The 19,449-nt window shown below is 40.8% G+C and carries 18 protein-coding genes; all 18 read left to right on the forward strand.

Annotated elements, in window-relative coordinates; genetic code table 11:
* Positions 1 to 49: 49 nt before the first annotated feature.
* The 18 genes from spoIIE to lysS all read left to right on the forward strand — a co-directional run bounded on the left by spoIIE (position 50) and on the right by lysS (position 19,113).
* Complete coding sequence (gene spoIIE / locus FBF83_RS19865; RefSeq protein ID WP_136948834.1) at positions 50 to 2,509, forward strand: stage II sporulation protein E; 2,460 nt, start codon at positions 50 to 52, stop codon at positions 2,507 to 2,509.
* Positions 2,510 to 2,581: 72 nt separating this feature from the next.
* Positions 2,582 to 3,316 (forward strand): VWA domain-containing protein, encoded by a 735-nt coding sequence (locus FBF83_RS19870; protein ID WP_136948835.1) that lies wholly within the window; start codon positions 2,582 to 2,584, stop codon positions 3,314 to 3,316.
* Positions 3,285 to 4,262: a serine/threonine protein kinase gene (locus FBF83_RS19875; protein ID WP_136948836.1), complete on the forward strand. Its 978-nt coding sequence runs from the start codon at positions 3,285 to 3,287 to the stop codon at positions 4,260 to 4,262. The genes FBF83_RS19870 and FBF83_RS19875 overlap by 32 nt, the downstream gene beginning before the upstream one ends.
* Before the next feature lie 90 nt (positions 4,263 to 4,352).
* Positions 4,353 to 5,735 (forward strand): tRNA lysidine(34) synthetase TilS, encoded by a 1,383-nt coding sequence (gene tilS, locus FBF83_RS19880; RefSeq protein WP_205665337.1) that lies wholly within the window; start codon positions 4,353 to 4,355, stop codon positions 5,733 to 5,735.
* Positions 5,736 to 5,756: 21 nt separating this feature from the next.
* A complete protein-coding gene (gene hpt, locus FBF83_RS19885; protein WP_136948838.1) occupies positions 5,757 to 6,296 on the forward strand; it encodes a hypoxanthine phosphoribosyltransferase in 540 nt (179 codons plus the stop codon).
* Between the two features lie 70 nt (positions 6,297 to 6,366).
* The gene (gene ftsH / locus FBF83_RS19890; protein ID WP_136948839.1) at positions 6,367 to 8,301 is read left to right on the forward strand and encodes an ATP-dependent zinc metalloprotease FtsH; all 1,935 of its coding nucleotides are present in this window, start codon (positions 6,367 to 6,369) and stop codon (positions 8,299 to 8,301) included.
* A gap of 179 nt (positions 8,302 to 8,480) precedes the next feature.
* Positions 8,481 to 9,266, forward strand: coding sequence for a type III pantothenate kinase (locus tag FBF83_RS19895; RefSeq protein ID WP_136948840.1), 786 nt, complete (start codon positions 8,481 to 8,483; stop codon positions 9,264 to 9,266).
* A 207-nt stretch (positions 9,267 to 9,473) separates the two neighbouring features.
* Complete coding sequence (gene hslO, locus FBF83_RS19900; RefSeq protein ID WP_136948841.1) at positions 9,474 to 10,355, forward strand: Hsp33 family molecular chaperone HslO; 882 nt, start codon at positions 9,474 to 9,476, stop codon at positions 10,353 to 10,355.
* 86 nt (positions 10,356 to 10,441) lie between these two features.
* Complete coding sequence (gene cysK, locus FBF83_RS19905) at positions 10,442 to 11,368, forward strand: cysteine synthase A (protein WP_136948842.1); 927 nt, start codon at positions 10,442 to 10,444, stop codon at positions 11,366 to 11,368.
* Between the two features lie 268 nt (positions 11,369 to 11,636).
* Complete coding sequence (locus FBF83_RS19910; RefSeq protein ID WP_136948851.1) at positions 11,637 to 13,013, forward strand: anthranilate synthase component I family protein; 1,377 nt, start codon at positions 11,637 to 11,639, stop codon at positions 13,011 to 13,013.
* Positions 13,014 to 13,031: 18 nt separating this feature from the next.
* Positions 13,032 to 13,616: an aminodeoxychorismate/anthranilate synthase component II gene (pabA, locus tag FBF83_RS19915; protein WP_136948843.1), complete on the forward strand. Its 585-nt coding sequence runs from the start codon at positions 13,032 to 13,034 to the stop codon at positions 13,614 to 13,616.
* On the forward strand, positions 13,607 to 14,461 hold the full coding sequence (pabC, locus tag FBF83_RS19920) for an aminodeoxychorismate lyase (protein ID WP_136948844.1): 855 nt from the start codon (positions 13,607 to 13,609) through the stop codon (positions 14,459 to 14,461). Before pabA ends, pabC begins: the two co-directional genes overlap by 10 nt.
* A 69-nt stretch (positions 14,462 to 14,530) precedes the next feature.
* Positions 14,531 to 15,352, forward strand: coding sequence for a dihydropteroate synthase (gene folP, locus FBF83_RS19925; protein WP_136948852.1), 822 nt, complete (start codon positions 14,531 to 14,533; stop codon positions 15,350 to 15,352).
* 20 nt (positions 15,353 to 15,372) lie between these two features.
* The gene (folB, locus tag FBF83_RS19930) at positions 15,373 to 15,738 is read left to right on the forward strand and encodes a dihydroneopterin aldolase (RefSeq protein WP_136948845.1); all 366 of its coding nucleotides are present in this window, start codon (positions 15,373 to 15,375) and stop codon (positions 15,736 to 15,738) included.
* Positions 15,731 to 16,255 (forward strand): 2-amino-4-hydroxy-6-hydroxymethyldihydropteridine diphosphokinase, encoded by a 525-nt coding sequence (folK, locus tag FBF83_RS19935; protein WP_136948846.1) that lies wholly within the window; start codon positions 15,731 to 15,733, stop codon positions 16,253 to 16,255. The genes folB and folK overlap by 8 nt, the downstream gene beginning before the upstream one ends.
* The gene (locus FBF83_RS19940; protein ID WP_136948847.1) at positions 16,207 to 16,431 is read left to right on the forward strand and encodes a helix-turn-helix domain-containing protein; all 225 of its coding nucleotides are present in this window, start codon (positions 16,207 to 16,209) and stop codon (positions 16,429 to 16,431) included. The genes folK and FBF83_RS19940 overlap by 49 nt, the downstream gene beginning before the upstream one ends.
* A 4-nt stretch (positions 16,432 to 16,435) precedes the next feature.
* Positions 16,436 to 17,422 (forward strand): tRNA dihydrouridine synthase DusB, encoded by a 987-nt coding sequence (dusB, locus tag FBF83_RS19945; RefSeq protein WP_136948848.1) that lies wholly within the window; start codon positions 16,436 to 16,438, stop codon positions 17,420 to 17,422.
* A gap of 197 nt (positions 17,423 to 17,619) precedes the next feature.
* Positions 17,620 to 19,113 carry a lysine--tRNA ligase gene (gene lysS, locus FBF83_RS19950; protein ID WP_136948849.1) on the forward strand — a complete coding sequence of 498 codons (1,494 nt, stop codon included), beginning with the start codon at positions 17,620 to 17,622 and terminating at the stop codon, positions 19,111 to 19,113.
* The last annotated feature ends 336 nt before the right edge of the window (positions 19,114 to 19,449 follow it).

Genomic DNA, 19,449 nt, shown 5'->3' on the forward strand with positions numbered 1-19,449 from the left:
TTAAAGCAGATCGGTGATTAAAATAGAATGAAAGAAAGCAGGTGGGGGAATGCAAAGCGAGTTAGTAATGGAAAGGTCAAGATCCAGAATGGGGAAGTGGGTACAGGGGATAAAAGCCAAGTTGGAAATTATTTTTTTTCAACGAGGACTTTTGCTATTTGTAATTGGATTCCTGCTAGGACGAGCTGTTATTCTCACACAAGTGACGCCTTTTGCGATTCCTTTCTTTGGAGCCGTGTTCTTCTTGAAGCGTGAACGTGCGCCGATGATTATGATCGCTTTACTTGCTGGTGCGGTTTCCACTTCTAATCTTTATAATACAGCGTTCATTATGCTCGGTATTCTTGTTTTCCTGATTATCAATCGATTCGTTAAGTTATCTTCTCTGTCACTTGTAAAGACACTACCTATCCTTGTTTTTGCAACAAGCTTGCTAGGAAGGTTAATCTTAAGTTTAATCACAGAACGATCACTTATGAATACAAACTGGATATTAGCAGCAGTAGAAGGTGCACTAGGAATGATCTTAACCATTATCTTTATTCAGAGTATACCTGTCCTTTCTATGAAAAAAAGATCTATGGCTCTTAAAAATGAAGAAATCATTAGTTTTATTATTCTCCTCGCGACAATGTTAACAGGAACAATTGGTTGGGTCGTTTATGGATTTTCTATTGAAAATATTTTATCGCGGTATCTTGTTCTTATTTTTGCGTATGTAGGTGGAGCGGCTATTGGTTCGACCGTTGGGGTTGTTACTGGCTTAATTCTTGCTCTTGCGAACGTTGCCAGTCTCTATCAGATGAGTATGCTTGCTTTTTCAGGGTTACTAGGTGGGTTATTGAAGGATGGGAGAAAAGTAGGTGTCGGCATGGGATTACTGATCGGCACCTTGTTAATTGCGCTCTATGGAAGCGGTCCTGAATTTCTGTATCCTAATCTGATGGAGTCTGCTATCGCGGTTCTATTGTTTTTTTGTACACCTTCTCGTATTACATCACAACTTTCAAAATATATACCTGGGACTGTTGAACATACTAATGAACAGCAACAATACCTCAGGAAGGTTCGTGATGTGACAGCAAATCGAGTCGAACAATTCTCGAACTTGTTTCAAGCCCTTTCGAGTAGCTTTACGGATGTCGATGTTCAGCAGGATGATCAAAGCGAAAGAGAAGTCGACTATTTTCTAAGTCATGTTACAGAAAAAACCTGTCAGAACTGTTTTAAGAAAGAAACGTGTTGGGCAAAGAATTTTGATAAAACATATGAGTATATGACCGGAATTATGCATGAACTTGAACAAACAACAGAATTAAAGAATTATAGTTTGAAAAGAGATTTTGATCAACATTGTATTAAGGCAAATAAAGTTATAGATATCATTGGAAAGGAGATGAGTCATTACCACGCTAACCGTATGTTAAAGAAACAGGTCCGTGAAAGCAGAAAGATTGTAGCAGACCAGTTACGAGGCGTATCGCACGTTATGGGTGACTTTGCGAAGGAAATACAAAAAGAGCGTGATAATCTCCATCAGCAGGAAGAACAAATTATGGATGCGATTCAAAGTATGGGGCTTGAAGTTGGACAAGTTGAAATCTATAGCCTTGAAGAGGGAAATGTTGATGTTGAAATGAAAATCCCAGCGTGTGGAGGTCGCGGTGAGGGAGAAAAGGTCATTGCCCCAATGTTATCAGACATTCTAAAAGAAAATATAGTTGTGAAAAAAGAAGTGTGTGCGGAACACGAGCATGAAACATGTCATCTTTATTTTGGATCAGCGAGAGACTTTATTGTGGAAACGGGTGTTGCGAATGCTGCGAAAGGAGGGGCTTGGATATCAGGGGATAGTCATTCGACGATTGAACTTGGTGCTGGGAAATATGCTATTGCCATAAGTGATGGAATGGGGAACGGAGAGCGGGCGCACCAAGAGAGTACAGAAACGATTCAACTGCTCCAGAAAATTCTTCATTCGGGCATAGATGAAACCGTTGCCATTAAATCGGTCAATTCGGTTCTGTCCCTTCGTAACACGGACGAAATCTTTTCAACACTTGATCTTGCCATGATTGACCTACAGGATGCATCAGCTAAATTCCTTAAAATTGGTTCGATTCCTAGCTTCATCAAACGCGGAGATCGAGTCATGATGATCGAATCAGCTAATCTACCAATGGGAATCATACCTGAATTCGATGTAGAGGTCGTTAGTGAACAGTTGAAAGCTGGAGATCTATTAATTATGATGAGCGATGGGATTTATGAAGGTGTGAAAAACATCGAGAATCCTGAGTTCTGGATGAAACGCAAAATAAGAGAACTTGCTACGGATAAACCGCAGGAAATAGCTGATTTGATAATGGAAGAAGTGATTCGAACAGAGTATGGAAGAATTGATGATGATATGACTATAGTCGTAGCTCGGGTCAAGAGGAACATCCCGAAATGGTCAACCATTCCAATCTATTCGGCACCTTCATTCAGAAAGAAAAAAGCACAATAGGATGAAACTGAATCATGTATAAACTCTCCTCCTGAGGGCGATGCTTGTAACAGCAAAAAAGGAGGAGTCGAGATGAAGAAAGGAACACTTAGACAGATTCTACTAATAACAGACGGATGTTCTAACCAGGGGGAAGATCCGGTTGCAATGGCGGCTCTTGCAAGAGAGCATGGGATGACAGTAAATGTTATTGGTGTGCTTGATGAAAACGAGCGGACTGACAGCGGACTAAAGGAAATTGAGAATATTGCTTTATCTGGAGGGGGCATCCACCAGCTAGTTTATGCTCGACAATTGTCGCATACGGTTCAGATGGTTACACGTAAAGCGATGACTCAGACTATCCAAGGATTTATTCATAAAGAATTACAATCTATTCTAGGTGCTGAAAAAGAGATAGAAGATTTACCGCCTGATAAGCGTGGGCAGGTGGTAGAAGTGGTAGATGAACTGGGGGAAACGATGGATCTTGAAGTATTAATTATGATTGATACGAGTGCGAGCATGCAGCATAAACTTCCAACGGTAGAGGATGCCCTTCTAGACCTTTCCATTAGTCTTCACTCAAGAATTGGACAAAATGAATATGCATTATATGCATTTCCCGGGAAAAGAAAGCAAGTCGAACAACTGATGAATTGGACACCTCAAATGAAAGATATTCATACGATTTTTCCGAAGCTTAGTTCAGGAGGTATTACACCAACAGGTCCTGCACTTAAGGAAGCGATTGAAGCCTATCAGAAAAAACGTTCAAAGAGAGGACTGCTAGAAGATGGCGGCTACTTCGAAGAATCAGGCAGCTAATGTTCCTCGTGGAACAAGAATAAGAGGGAAGTGGAACAAGCAAAGCTATCAAGTTATCAAAAAACTTGGGAACGGTGCGCTCGGTACAGTTTATTTAGCAGACTCCAATAGGGGAAACGTAGCTATTAAGTTAGGCATTGATAGTATGTCAATTACCTCTGAAGTCAATGTTCTCAAACAGCTTTCGATGGTCCAGGGAACGGTTCTTGGGCCGTTTTTCTATGAGGTCGATGATTGGGAGATGAACGGGAAGTGCTATCCATTCTATGTAATGGAATACATCAATGGCGAACCACTTTTTTCGTTTATTGAGAGACGGGGGAAAGAGTGGCTTGGTATTCTAATGCTTCAACTCCTTCGTGATTTAGGTGCGCTTCACCGAGAAGGATGGGTGTTTGGGGATTTAAAGCCAGATAATTTACTCGTTGAAGGCTCACCACCAACCATTCGCTGGCTTGATGTTGGTGGTACGACAGGGATGGGAAGGTCTGTTAAAGAGTTTACTGAATTCTTCGATCGTGGTTATTGGGGACTTGGAACTAGAGTTGCAGAACCTTCGTATGATTTATTTTCTGCTGCAATGATTATGATTAATGCAGCCTACCCACAGCGATTTGATAGACCGAAGAAGGAATCGGAACTATTTCTGATGAACAAAATAGAGAAAAGCCCTTTACTTAAATCCTATAAGCCTATTCTTAAAAAGGCTCTTAGGGGCAGTTATCAAAATGCTTCAGAGATGCGACAAGAACTCTTCTCACTTCTGCAGGGTGTAAAGTCAGGAGCAAGCAATCGTTCAACTATACCCTCCAATTCGAGAGTGATATCTAGACAAAAACGACAGAAACCTAAGAAACAAAAACGTTCTGGCTGGATCGAGACCGTTCTTTTGTTCGCTTTTATTCTCTTCTTTTATACTTTATACTTAGTTGGCCATGTCTTTTAACGATAAAAAGGTTTGAAGAAGGCGCTGTTAGGCTAATAGTACTGAATGAAAAACTGTTTTGAAGAACAGGAAGCGAGAGGAAGACAGAGGTTGTTACAGGATGTTGATCGTTTTATCCAGAAACATGATTTATTGCATAAGGGAGATACCGTTGTAATAGGTGTTTCGGGAGGACCAGATTCTGTTGCTTTACTTCACTATCTGACAAATAAGCTTTCCGATTACAAGTTGACGGTTATTGCTGCGCATATGGATCATGGGCTTAGAGGTGAGGAATCACTTGAGGATCTTGCCTTTGTGAAACGGTATTGTGAGCATGGAGGAATTACTTTTGAAGCTTCTTCTGTAGATGTCGGGCATTACAAAGAAGTTCACCAATTATCAACGCAAGTGGCTGCAAGGGAATGTCGCTATAAATTTTTTGAGCAGATTATGGATAAATATCGTGCAAATGCCCTGGCACTTGCTCATCATGGTGATGATCAGATTGAAACGATGTTGATGAGACAGGTTCATGGGAGCACAGGAGCGGGATTAGCTGGTATCCCTGTAAAACGACCGTTTTCAACGGGGATGATTATTCGTCCATTTTTAGGTATAACAAAAGATCAAGTATTGAATTACTGTGATAACCATTCCCTTTCGTATCGAATCGATCCTTCTAATTCAAGCGACCGATATGTGAGAAATCGTTTCAGGCATCATATCTTGCCCTTTTTGAAGGAAGAAAATCCGAGTGTCCATCTGAGGTACCAATTATATAGTGAGCGGCTACATAGTGACGAGCAATATTTGATGCAGCAAGCAAGCGCTCATTTAGATGATGTTATCATTGAGCAAAATGACAAATTTGTGAAGTTGGATATCAAGTCGCATCAATGCCTGCCTATTCCTTTACAAAGAAGAGTGATTCATCTAATATTAAACTATCTTTATACAGGCAATGCTCCTTTTTCTTCTATACATATTGAGGATTTGCAGTTAATGCTCGATTCTGAGCACCCTTCTGCTTCCCTTAATCTGCCCCTAGAACTGAGGGCGGTAAAATCTTATACCACCTGTTATTTATCTTTTGAAACCTTTATGCACCCAGAACCGTATGAGTATCATCTATCTTTGGGAGGCTCTGTGGAAACACCGCTAGGAACGATTACGGCCGTTCCGATCGATTCAGTTCCACAACATCTTTCTTCGAATGATTTTATCATTGAAGAAGTGGCGTTTCCATTGGTAGTGCGTTCAAGACGTTCTGGCGATCGAATTCAGCCAAAAGGCATGATAGGAACGAAAAAGGTAAAGGATATTTTTATCGACCGTAAAATAGACCGTTCAGAGCGTGATGTCTGGCCAATTATTGAGGATCAAACGGGTCACATCATCTGGGTCGCTGGAGTTACTCGTTCTGAAAAAGCAACGCTGTCTGATAAAAAGAATAAGCTCGTACTTTTGCATTATGCAAAAAAACTTACATAGGTTGGGAGGGCAATAACACTGATGTTAAACGAAATTCAAGAAACATTAATTAGTGAAGAACAAATTCAAGAAAAATGCCGTGATTTGGGTAAGAGGCTTTCAGATGAGTACGAAGATCGCTTCCCACTTGTGATTGGCGTACTTAAAGGTGCGATGCCTTTCATGGGTGATTTAACAAAGCGTATGACTTGCCATCTTGAAATGGACTTTATGGACGTATCAAGCTATGGGAATTCAACCGTATCTTCAGGTGAAGTTAAAATCATCAAGGATCTTGACACATCTGTAGAAGGGCGAGACGTTCTCATTCTTGAAGATATTATTGATAGTGGTCTAACGCTAAGCTATCTAATCGATCTGCTGAAGTATCGTAAAGCAAAATCGATTAAGATTGTAACGCTTCTTGACAAACCAACTGGCAGAAAGGTTGATCTCAAGCCTGATGTTGCTGGCTTCATCGTTCCAGATGAGTTTGTTGTTGGTTATGGTCTGGATTTTGCTGAAAGGTACCGTAACCTACCGTTTATCGGCATTCTTAAGCCCGAGATTTATCAAGGTTAATTTGTTGTAGTCAGTTGTGCCAATATGGTAAGATAATCTATGGTTTCCTGTTCGTGGGAGGAGGTAAGGAATGAATCGTATCTTCCGTAATACAATATTTTATTTGTTAATATTCCTCGTCGTAGTGGGTGTTGTTAGTTTCTTTAATGGAACAAACGATGACACAAATGTATTAGATTACGGCGAATTTCAGTCAAAACTGAACAATGGTGAGATTCAAGAATTAACGTTACAACCTGAGCGCGGTGTATATACTGTTACTGGTCAGTTAGCTGGTGGCGATGAAGGCAGCGAAGATGCTAATACATTCGTTACGAATGTACCTGACTCAGAAAGAGCTGTAGAGAATATCTTAACTGCAGCTGATGAAGGAAATGTAAAGTTAACAACAGAGCCAGCACCCGAGCAAAGCGGCTGGGTTACTTTTCTAACATCGATTATTCCTTTCATTATTATTTTCATTTTGTTCTTCTTCTTACTTAACCAGGCTCAAGGCGGCGGTGGCCGTGTCATGAACTTCGGTAAGAGTAAAGCGAAGTTGTACAGTGAAGAGAAAAAGAAAGTAACATTTAAAGATGTAGCTGGAGCTGATGAAGAGAAGCAAGAGCTTGTCGAGGTTGTTGAATTCTTAAAAGACCCTCGTAAGTTCGCAGCAGTTGGTGCACGTATTCCAAAAGGTGTTCTTCTAGTAGGACCTCCGGGTACGGGTAAAACATTGCTAGCACGAGCTGTAGCTGGTGAAGCTGGAGTACCGTTCTTCTCAATTTCTGGTTCTGACTTCGTAGAAATGTTTGTTGGTGTAGGTGCTTCTCGTGTACGTGATCTATTCGAGAATGCGAAGAAAAACGCACCATGTATTATCTTTATTGATGAAATTGATGCAGTTGGACGTCAGCGTGGCGCAGGTCTTGGCGGCGGCCATGATGAGCGTGAACAAACGCTTAACCAACTTCTAGTTGAAATGGATGGATTCAGTGCAAACGAAGGTATCATTATCGTTGCAGCTACAAACCGTCCTGATATTCTTGACCCGGCACTTCTTCGTCCTGGACGCTTTGACCGTCAAATTCCGGTAAATCGTCCTGATGTTAATGGTCGTGAAGCAGTACTAAGAGTTCATGCTCGTAACAAACCTCTCAGTGATGAAGTTGATTTAAAAATCATCGCGATGCGTACACCAGGATTTTCTGGTGCGGATCTTGAGAACTTGTTAAACGAAGCTGCACTTGTTGCTGCACGTCATGACAAGAAGAAAGTCGATATGAATGACATTGATGAAGCGACAGACCGTGTTATTGCGGGTCCTGCTAAGAAAAGTCGTGTTATTTCTGAGAAAGAAAAGAACATTGTTGCATACCATGAAGCTGGTCATACTATTATTGGTACCGAGCTTGATAATGCAGATATTGTTCATAAAGTTACGATTGTTCCACGTGGACAGGCTGGTGGTTATGCTGTAACACTTCCTAAGGAAGACCGTTACTTGATGACGAAGCCTGAGTTAGAAGATAAAATTATCGGTCTACTTGGTGGTCGTGTAGCAGAAGAAATTACGTTTGGTGAAGCAAGTACTGGTGCAAGTAATGACTTCCAACGCGCAACGGCGATTGCTCGTAGCATGGTTACAGAGTATGGAATGAGTGAAAAGCTTGGTCCTATGCAGTTTGGTTCTGGTTCAGGAGGAAACGTCTTCCTTGGACGTGATATTCAGAATGAACAGAACTATAGTGATTCATTTGCTAATGAGATTGATCTTGAAGTTCAAAAGATCATCAAATCATCGTATGAGCGTTGTCGCAAGATCTTACTTGAGAATCAGGACAAGTTAAATCTTGTAGCTGAAACGCTTAAAGAGATTGAAACGCTTGATGCTGAACAAATTCGTTCTCTTGTTGAAGAAGGTAAACTTCCAGAAGGCCACCATGCAAATGGTACGTCTGAAGATGTGAAAGTGAACATTTCCAAGAAGGAAGAGAAACCTGAAGAAAACGAAGAACAAGAATAAGTAAGAAAAGCAGGGTGTTCATAAAGCACCCTGCTTTTTTATATGGCTGAGGTCGTTTTGAGCAAGCCCCTTTCTCTGTCGGTAAACGTTTTCAAAAAAGAGCTTCGTTTTTGATTCTAATGTATGGTATAACTATAGGAAGAATGACAGAAGATAAATTTTTTTAATAAGGTGATAATATGATACTAGTGCTTGATGTAGGGAACACGAACATTGTTCTAGGTGTATATGAAGGTGAAGAGTTAACGCATCACTGGCGTATGGGAACAAGCAGAAAGCAGACAGAAGATGAATATGCAATGGTCATTAAGGGTCTCTTCTCTCATGAAGATCTCTCTTTTGATGATGTTGAAGGCATCATTATTTCATCTGTTGTTCCACCAATTATGTTTGCTCTTGAGCGTATGTGCCAGAAGTATTTTCATCATAAACCATTAGTGATTGGTCCTGGAATTAAGACAGGATTGAATATAAAGTATGATAACCCGAAAGAAGTAGGGGCTGACCGAATCGTTAATGCAGTTGCAGGTATTCACTTATACGGTGCACCTCTTATTATTGTTGATTTTGGAACAGCGACGACCTATTGCTATATTGATGAACAAAAGCAGTATGTTGGAGGTGCAATTGCGCCAGGTATTAACATTTCAACGGAAGCGCTCTATATGCATGCAGCGAAGCTTCCACGGATTGAAATTGCTAAGCCGAATCATATCGTAGGTAAAAACACGGTAAGTGCTATGCAGAGTGGTACCTTATATGGGTATGTAGGACAGGTAGAAGGTATTGTTTCTCGAATGAAGCAACACTCACCTAAAGAACCAACAGTGATTGCAACAGGTGGTCTTGCTTCGTTAATTGCTGAGGAGTGCAACTTGATAGATGTTGTTGATTCATTCTTAACGCTTAAAGGTCTCCACTTAATTTATAATAAAAACAAAGAAGAGCTAAACGCATACCGATAGAGGGATGCGTTTTTCATTTTTCCTTTAATATGTTTTATTGAATTTAAGGAAGTTTATCTTAGTCAAAGGGTAAAGTAGTAAGATACAATAATTTTCACTGTAAATAGAAAGCGTGAACGACTCTTCAGTTTGTCTGAATGGAAGTTCTTATTCAAATCATGTAATGTGTAATTGGGTGTATACCCTTAGTGAAAGGAGAAATAGTAAATGAACGATTATTTAATCAAAGCACTAGCATTCGATGGTAATGTTAGAGCTTATGCGATATCAAGTACTGAGATGGTAGCGGAAGCACAGCGTCGTCACACGACGTGGCCAACGGCTTCTGCAGCGCTTGGACGTGCAATGACTGCTTCTACAATGATGGCTTCTGGACTTAAAGGTAAGGAAAAGATAACAGTCAAAATCGAAGGTGGCGGCCCAATTGGGGCGATCATCGTTGATGCAAATGCTCAAGGTGAAACGCGAGGCTATGTTAGCAATCCTCATGTCCACTTTGACCTAAATGAAAGTGGTAAGCTAGACGTCGCACGTGCAGTTGGACGCGACGGATTTCTATCTGTTGTAAAGGACATCGGTATGAGAGAGAAGTTTACAGGACAGGTGCCGATTGTTTCTGGTGAACTTGGAGATGATTTCACTTATTATCTCGTAACATCAGAGCAGGTTCCTTCTGCAGTTGGCGTTGGTGTTCTTGTTAATCCGGATAATACAATTCTTTCTGCAGGTGGATTTATGATTCAATTGCTTCCGGGCGCTGAAGAAGAAACGATTCGCTTTATCGAGAAACGCATTGAAGCAATACCACCAATTTCTAAACTCATTCAAGATGGCAAAACGCCTGAAGAAATTCTTAATGACCTTCTAGGGCAAGAAAACATTAAGATTCTTGATAAGATGCCGGTTAATTTTGAATGCAGTTGTTCTAAAGAACGTTTCTCAAATGGGATTATGGGACTTGGAAAAGAAGAAATTAATAACATGATTGAAGAAGACGGAGAAGCAGAAACATCTTGCCACTTCTGTAATGCACATTATCATTTTTCGAAAGAAGAGTTACAAGATCTATATAGCGAGAGTAAACTATAGAATGTTGAAATTGACAGTTCAACACTGGGGTGCTATTCTTTAAATTAGATAATCCCTATTAAAACACTCGGGTTTGAGGAGGCGTGATGATGAGAGTAGCAAATTCAATTACAGACCTAATCGGTCAAACACCAATTGTTAAACTGAATCGCATCACAGATGATAACCACGCAGAGGTGTATTTAAAACTAGAATTTATGAATCCAGGAAGCAGCGTTAAAGATCGTATCGCTTTAGCGATGATTGAAGCTGCTGAAGAGAAAGGCGAGCTTAAAGCTGGAGATACGTTCGTTGAGCCGACCAGCGGTAATACTGGTATTGGTCTTGCAATGGTCGCAGCAGCGAAAGGCTATCAAGCTGTACTGGTTATGCCTGATACAATGAGCATGGAGCGCCGTAACTTGCTTAAAGCTTATGGAGCAAAGCTTGTCTTAACTCCTGGTTCTGAAGGTATGGGTGGAGCGATTCGCAAAGCGGAAGAGCTGGCAAAGGAACATAGTTACTTTATGCCACAACAATTCCAAAACGAAGCAAATCCTGAAGTTCACAGACGCACAACTGGGAAAGAAATTATTGATCAGATGGATCAGCTTGACGGGTTTGTAGCAGGAATTGGTACTGGTGGTACAATTACAGGCGCTGGAGAAGTGTTAAAGAAGCATTTTCCTTCCATCAAGTTATACGCGGTAGAACCAACTGATTCCCCAATATTATCAGGTGGTAAGCCGGGACCTCACAAGATTCAAGGAATTGGAGCTGGTTTTGTCCCATCTATTCTGAACACGGAAGTGTACGATGAAGTCATCCAGGTACAGAATGACCAGGCGTTTGAGTGGGCTAGAAAAGCTGCACGTGAAGAAGGAGTACTTGGCGGTATTTCTTCTGGGGCAGCAATTTATGCAGCGCTTGAAGTAGCCAAAAAGCTTGGCAAGGGAAAGAAAGTCCTTGCTGTAATTCCAAGTAATGGCGAGCGCTATCTTAGCACACCGCTTTTCCAATTTGACGATGAGTAACAATGAAAGCAGTCCTGGCGGGGCTGCTTTTTTTATATAGAAAAGAGATTGTTGATGTAGCATGCATCAATATTGAAAGGAAAGTTTTTCTAATGACCTGTCGTCAAGAGTTAGGGGAGTATAAAAAGGATGAAGCAATACGTCACTTCATGTAGAATAAAGGCATAAACAGAGCGGAAGCATATGCTTAGCTTTTGATAGGGTGTGAAGAATATTGCTAGACCAGCTAGAAAAAACAGCACGCATTCCGATTTTTGAAACACTTGAAATGGAGTCCGAGGAGTGGTTTGTCCGTTATAAACAATTTATTGATGGTCGACCAGAGCATATTTTGTTGGATAGTACTCGTGGCGGTAGGTATAGTATGTTCGGTATTAAATCTATTGCTAACCTTTACGGGAGAGGGTCCCAATTAACAATTACGGAGAATGGTGAAGAACCTAAAAAGCAAGAAGGCAATTTATTAGATCTCATGCAGCTATGGATGCAGCAGAATGTGAGTAGTACAGATGATCGGTTACCTGACTTCCAGGGCGGTGCGATGGGATTTTTCAGTTATGACATTGCTCGCCAAATAGAGAATTTACCGAATCTCGCAGAGGACGATCTTCATCTCCCAGAGCTTTCTTTCGTTGTCTATGAAGATGTTGGTGTTTATGATCATGTAGAACAAACACTCTGGTTCATTTCTCAAGTAGAGAAAGGGAAAGAGCAAGAGGGGCAGAAACGACTAAAAACATATAAACAAGAGTGGACTAAACCGGTTAATTCTAGCTCAAAAGGACCTTCTGATCAAACGAGAGAACACGAGCAATATTTTTCAATGAGTGAAGAAACCTTTGCTAATGCAGTGCAAAAAGTGAAGGAGTACATTTCTAATGGAGATGTCTTTCAAGTAAACCTTTCTCTGAGGGAATCGAGAACAATGCATTCTGATCCGCTATCGGTTTACGAGACGTTGAGGGAGATCAATCCCTCGCCTTACATGTCTCTAATCCATACAGACTCATTCGATATTGTGAGTGCTTCTCCAGAGCTCCTTGTTAAGAAAAAAGGACGTGAACTTAGCACAAGACCAATAGCAGGCACGAGGTCTCGTGGAAAAGATGATACCGAGGATGAACGTCTAGCCCGTACACTGATCGAAAATGAAAAAGAGCGGGCTGAGCATGTGATGCTTGTCGACCTTGAACGAAATGACCTTGGGCGAGTATGCGAGTATGGCACTGTAGAAGTCGATGAATTTATGGTGATTGAAAAATATTCGCATGTTCAGCATATTGTTTCGAACGTTCGAGGCGTTTCGTCTTTTGGGAGTACTGCATTTGATGCAATCAAAGCAACCTTTCCTGGTGGCACAATTACAGGCGCACCCAAAATTAGAACGATGGAAATAATTGAAGAACTTGAGCCTGTACGCCGTGGCGTTTACACTGGTTCTATTGGATTTATTGGGTTCAATGATGATATGGAATTGAATATTGCCATCCGTACAATGGTAATTAAAGACCAGGTTGCGCACGTTCAAGCTGGGGCTGGTATTGTAATTGACTCTAATCCGGAAGCGGAGTATAAAGAGTCCTTAAAAAAAGCAAGAGCACTTTGGAAAGCGAAAGAAGTAAGTGAAGAGACTAGCAGAGATTAGCTTAGAGGAGGAGTAATAATGATTTTAATGATCGATAATTACGATTCATTTACGTATAACCTTGTACAGTATCTTGGGGAGATGGGTGAAGAACTCGTTGTTAAGCGTAATGACGAAATTAGTGTTAAGGACATAGAGGAACTTGATCCTGCATTTATTATGGTTTCACCTGGGCCGTGCAGTCCGAATGAGGCGGGCATAAGCATGGAAGTCATCAAGCATTTCGCTGGTAGCATTCCTATTTTGGGGGTTTGCCTCGGACATCAGTCTATTGCTCAGGTATTTGGTGGAGATGTTGTTAAAGCTGATCGATTAATGCACGGTAAAACATCCGAAATGCGGCATGATGTAAGGACCATTTTCCAAGGGATCGAAAATCCATTTACTGCCACAAGGTACCACTCTTTAATAGTAAAAAAAGAAACTTTACCTGAGTGCTTTGAAATAAGTGCATGGACAGAGGAAGGCGAAATTATGGCTATTCGTCATAAGGAGCTAGCTATTGAAGGAGTACAGTTCCATCCTGAGTCTATTATGACAGGGACGGGAAAAGCTCTTCTTAAAAACTTTATTGATACACACCGGAAAGAGCCATGTTTATAAATATTAACGGTGACATTGTAGATCAGAAAGAAGCAGTCATTTCAGCTTACGATCATGGTTATTTATACGGTGTCGGTGTTTTTGAGACGTTTCGCACATATGATGGTCATCCTTTTTTATTCGATGATCATTTCAATCGACTGAAAGAATCACTTAAAGAACTGCAAATTACACTACCGTATACAAAGGTGGAGCTTTTGCATGAGGTGAAACGCACTATTGAGACGAATGATATGGTGGATGCTTATGTTCGCTTAAACATATCCGCAGGAGCAGGAGAAATTGGACTTCAAACCGAACCTTATTTCTCACCTCAAATCATCATCTATGTAAAGCCTATTGGTGAACCAATTCGTAAAGAGAAGCGGGGAGTTATTCTGTCACTTAGGAGAAACTCGCCTGAGGGAGCTTTGCGGCTGAAGTCTCATCACTACTTAAATAATATTCTGGCGAAACGCGAAGTGGGAAATGATCCTGCTATAGAAGGCATTTTTCTCTCGCAGCAAGGTGTGCTCGCTGAAGGAATCGTTTCAAATTTATTCTGGGTTAAGGAAGGAGTCTTATATACGCCTTCTTTATCCACTGGAATTTTAAATGGCATAACACGCCAATACATTATGCGCGCTGCACAGAAACTTGGTGTTTCGATTATAGAGGGTAGCTTTGAGGAAGGGGAATTGTTTAAGGCTGATGAAGTGTTTGTCACAAACTCAATTCAAGAGATTGTTCCATTGCGCCAGATTGAACATAAGCTGTTACCTGGACTTGATGGTTCTGTCACGAACAGGCTCATCCTCCAATATGAACAACACCGCATTTCACTATATAGTCGAACTGAATGCTAACCAAGAACATATGCACATAAAGGAGTGAGCCGTTTGACGACGGTATTTAATAAACAGACGAACCATCCTATGGTGATGGAGTGGCGGAATAGGCTAATCGAATGGAATCAGAAAACATGGATCATGGGTATTTTGAACGCAACGCCCGATTCTTTTTCAGATGGTGGAGAGTATAACACAGTAGATCACGCAGTAGCTCATGCGTTGCAGCTAGTAGAGGATGGTGCTGATCTCATTGATATTGGAGGGGAATCTACTCGTCCTGGTGCTACACCAGTATCGCTAGAAGAAGAGCTTAATCGCGTCATACCTGTTATTAAAGCTGTAAGAAAAGCGGTTGATGTTCCAGTTTCAATTGATACTTATAAAGCAGAAGTTGCCGATCAGGCGATCTTAGCGGGTGCCGATATCATTAATGATGTATGGGGAGCGAAAGCTGATCCTGAAATGGGGAAAGTCGCTGCAGCCCATGCAGTACCAATTATTTTAATGCATAATCGATATGACACAGACTATGGCGATATCATGGCAGATATAAAAGCGGATGTAGAGGAGAGTATTGCAATTGTACGGGAAGCAGGTGTTGCAGATCGTAACATCATCCTTGATCCAGGTATCGGTTTTGCTAAAACTCATGAACATAATCTTGAAGTGATGAGAAGATTGGACGAGTTTGCAGCGATTGGATATCCAGTCTTACTAGGAACATCAAGAAAATCAATTGTAGCGAAAACATTAAATACACCTCCGAACGATAGGGTTGAAGGAACGGGTGCGACTGTCTGTCTTGGCATAGAAAGAGGTTGTCAGATTATCCGAGTGCATGACGTTAAGCCGATGGTACGAATGTCTAAAATGATGGATGCAATGCTTAAACCGCAGATTAATTAATCATCAGGAGGATGAAGCGAATGGATAAGATCTATTTAAACGGAATGAAGTTTTACGGCTATCACGGAGTATTTCCAGAGGAAAACAAGCTTGGTCAGCGTTTTTATGTAGATTTGACGCTTGAAGCTGATCTTTCGAAGGCAAGTGAATCAGATGACCTTAATTATACGGTTAATTACGCTGATGCTTATAGTACCATTAAATCAATTGTAGAAGGCGAACCAAGAAAGTTAGTTGAAACGATTGCAGAGGAAATAACAACAAAGATGTTTAATACCTTTGAAATTGTCGAAGCTTGTACTGTTAAAGTAATTAAACCAGATCCGCCAATAGATGGTCACTATGACTCAGTGGCAATTGAGATGAAGAGGGAACGGAATGAATAAAGCATTTATAGGAATAGGTTCCAATATTGGGGACCGAGAGAGTTACATCGAAACATCTTTAAAAAGAATTCAGGAATATCCTGGAGTAGATATTGCCGATACATCTTCCCTATATGAAACTGCCCCGGTAGGTGTAACAGAGCAGGCTGCTTTTTTGAATATGGTCGCGTTACTAGAAACAGAAATGAATGCCTTTCAGCTATTAGAAATTCTTCAAGGAATTGAGCAGTCTCTTGGTAGAGAGCGGGATATTCGATGGGGCCCAAGAACAATAGATCTTGACATTTTGCTTTATAATCATGAGAATATTGTAGCAGAAGGACTGGTGATTCCGCATCCTCGACTTCTAGAGCGAGGTTTTGTGATCATCCCCCTTCACGAATTAAGTCCTGATGCAAGTATTCCAACTACTAATAAGAGAATTGATTCCTATCTTGACCACATAGAAGATAAAGAAGGTGTACGTCTATGGAAGAGGAAATCTGCGGGAGACGTATTCGCGCTTTTCGAAAGCTGAAAGGTTATACTCAGGAACAGCTCGCTAAAGAACTGAGTGTCTCGGTTTCCATACTTGGGGAGATCGAGCGCGGAAATCGAAAACCTACCAAAGATTTTATGCAATTAGTAGCTGAGCAGCTCAGAGTACCACTCTATGAGCTCTTTCCTACAGAACAGAATCAAGAGATGAGATGAAAGTATGTTAAAAATAGGTGATATCACTTTAAAGAATCCTGTGGTACTTGCGCCAATGGCTGGTGTGTGTAACCCAGCATTCCGATTGATTGCACGTGAGTTTGGAGCAGGGTTAGTTTGTGCTGAGATGGTTAGTGATAAAGCTGTTCTGCACAAAAACGATAAAACGATGGATATGCTTTATGTAGATGAACGTGAAAAACCAATGAGTCTTCAAATTTTTGGAGGAGAAAAAGAAACTCTTGTTGGTGCTGCACGTTATGTTGATCAGGCAACGAATGCTGATATTATTGATATTAATATGGGGTGTCCTGTACCTAAAATCACAAAATGTGATGCAGGTGCAAAATGGCTTTTAGATCCTGATAAAATATATCAAATGGTTTCTGCAGTAACTAGAGAAGTCGAAAAGCCTGTCACTGTTAAAATGCGCACAGGATGGGATGAGGATCACATCTATGCAATTGAAAATGCAAAAGCGATTGAAGCAGCCGGAGGAAAAGCGGTTGCCCTTCATGGACGAACTCGTGTCCAAATGTATGAAGGTGTAGCTGATTGGAACATCATTAGAAGAGTGAAAGAATCTGTATCCATTCCGGTTATAGGAAATGGGGACGTTAAAACACCACAAGATGCTAAAAAGATGCTCGATTCAACTGGTGTTGACGGAGTTATGATAGGCCGTGGAGCACTAGGTAATCCTTGGATGCTTTATCGTACAGTTCAATTTCTTGAAACAGGCAAGATACTCGATGACCCTACACCGAGAGAAAAAATCGATGTAGCGATGCTGCACTTAGATCGTCTTATTAAGTTTAAAGGGGAAGATGTTGCTGTTCGTGAAATGCGTAAGCACGCAGCATGGTATTTAAAAGGACTGCGCGGAAACGGGAAAGTACGTAATCAAATTAATGAAATAAATACTAGAGACGGTCTTGGGGAGCTTCTTTATGGATTTATCAAAGAGCTTGAATCTAGACAAGCCGTTTGACTTTCGAACTAGCATTTTCTATACTACAGCTAAGAAATGACAGACTGCCAGTATGAGTACTGGCAGTTTTCTTCATATATACCTCGATACACCCGGGGCGTTTGTCATTAGTAATATGCACGGCTATGCTTGCTATTCATCCTGCTTTCCGATAAAGTAATAGCGGGATAAACATAGATTTGACAGGAGTGATAGAGATGAGTCAGGAGCTTGAACTGAATGATCTTCTTAAAGTTAGAAGAGAAAAACTTGACGTTCTTAAAGACAATAATATTGATCCGTTCGGACATCGATTCGACCGGTCTCATACTGCAAGCAAGATGCTAGAAGAGTTCGATTCCTTTACTAAGGAAGAACTTGCTGAACAAGAAAAGACTGTTTCATTAGCTGGTAGAATTATGACAAAGCGAGGAAAAGGTAAAGCCGGATTCGCGCACGTTCAGGATCTAACTGGTCAAATTCAGTTTTATGTTCGTAAGGATACAGTAGGTGACGAACAGTACGAACTATTCGATTCTATGGACATTGGTGATATCATCGGTGTTACTGGGGAAGCGTTTAAAACAAAAGTAGGCGAGCTATCTGTAAAGGTAAGTGATTTGCACCTGCTTTCTAAATCACTTCGTCCACTTCCAGATAAATTTCATGGTTTAAAAGATGTAGAACAGCGCTATCGCCAGCGTTATTTAGATCTAATTATGAGCCCGGAATCAAAACAAACGTTTATCGCAAGAAGTCGCATTATCCAATCAATGAGACGCTATCTAGATGATCAAGGATTCCTTGAAGTCGAAACTCCTATGATGCATTCTATTCCAGGCGGAGCATCTGCACGCCCGTTTGTTACGCATCATAATGCACTTGATATGGAATTGTATATGCGTATTGCGATTGAACTACATCTGAAGAGATTGATCGTTGGCGGAATGGAACGTGTGTATGAAATCGGCCGCGTCTTCCGTAATGAAGGTGTATCAACTCGACACAATCCTGAGTTCACAATGCTTGAACTTTATGAAGCCTATGCTGATTACAAAGATGTAATGTCTTTAACAGAGCAAATGGTTGCTCATATTGCTAAAGAAGTAACTGGCTCTACAACAATTCAATATGGGGAACATGAAATAAATCTCGAACCTGAATGGAAGAGACTTCATATGGTAGACGCAGTTAAAGAAGTAACCGGCGTAGACTTCTGGCAGCAAATGACCGATGAAGAAGCACGTGACCTTGCTAAAGAACATGGAGTAGATGTAAAAGGAACAATGGACTTTGGACATGTTGTTAATGAATTCTTCGAACAAAAAGTAGAAGATACTTTGATTCAACCTACATTCGTTTATGGTCACCCTGTATCTATTTCACCACTAGCAAAGAAAAATCCTGAAGACGATCGCTTCACAGATCGATTCGAATTATTTATTGTTGCACGGGAACATGCTAATGCATTTACTGAGCTCAACGATCCAATCGATCAAAGAGAACGCTTTGAAGCACAGCTTGTAGAACGTGAACAGGGTAATGATGAAGCACATATGATGGATCATGACTTCATTGAAGCTCTCGAATACGGATTACCACCAACCGGAGGGCTTGGGATCGGTATAGATCGCCTTGTTATGCTATTAACTAACGCACCATCTATTAGAGATGTGCTGCTGTTCCCTCAAATGAGAAATACCGAAAGATAACAGCTTAAGAATGAAGCCCTAACGAGGGCTTCATTTTTTTAATTCTTTTTTTGGGAAAAGTATTGCGTTGCTTAATTTTACATGGTATATTAATACTCGCCGTTAAAAACACGGCATTAACGAACAAAACAAATTAAAAAAGTTGTTGACGCAAACTTACTTGTTATGTTATATTAGTAAAGTCGCTGAAAATGACAACGAAACAAACGAATTGATCTTTGAAAACTGAACGAAACGCCATGTAAGTAGTTGTTTCTACGGAAACAAAACATTGTTTTAAAAGCTAGATTAAGCTTTCTATCGGAGAGTTTGATCCTGGCTCAGGACGAACGCTGG

It is taken from the genome of Guptibacillus hwajinpoensis, assembly GCF_005144865.1.
Lineage (GTDB): Bacteria > Bacillota > Bacilli > Bacillales > Guptibacillaceae > Guptibacillus > Guptibacillus hwajinpoensis_A.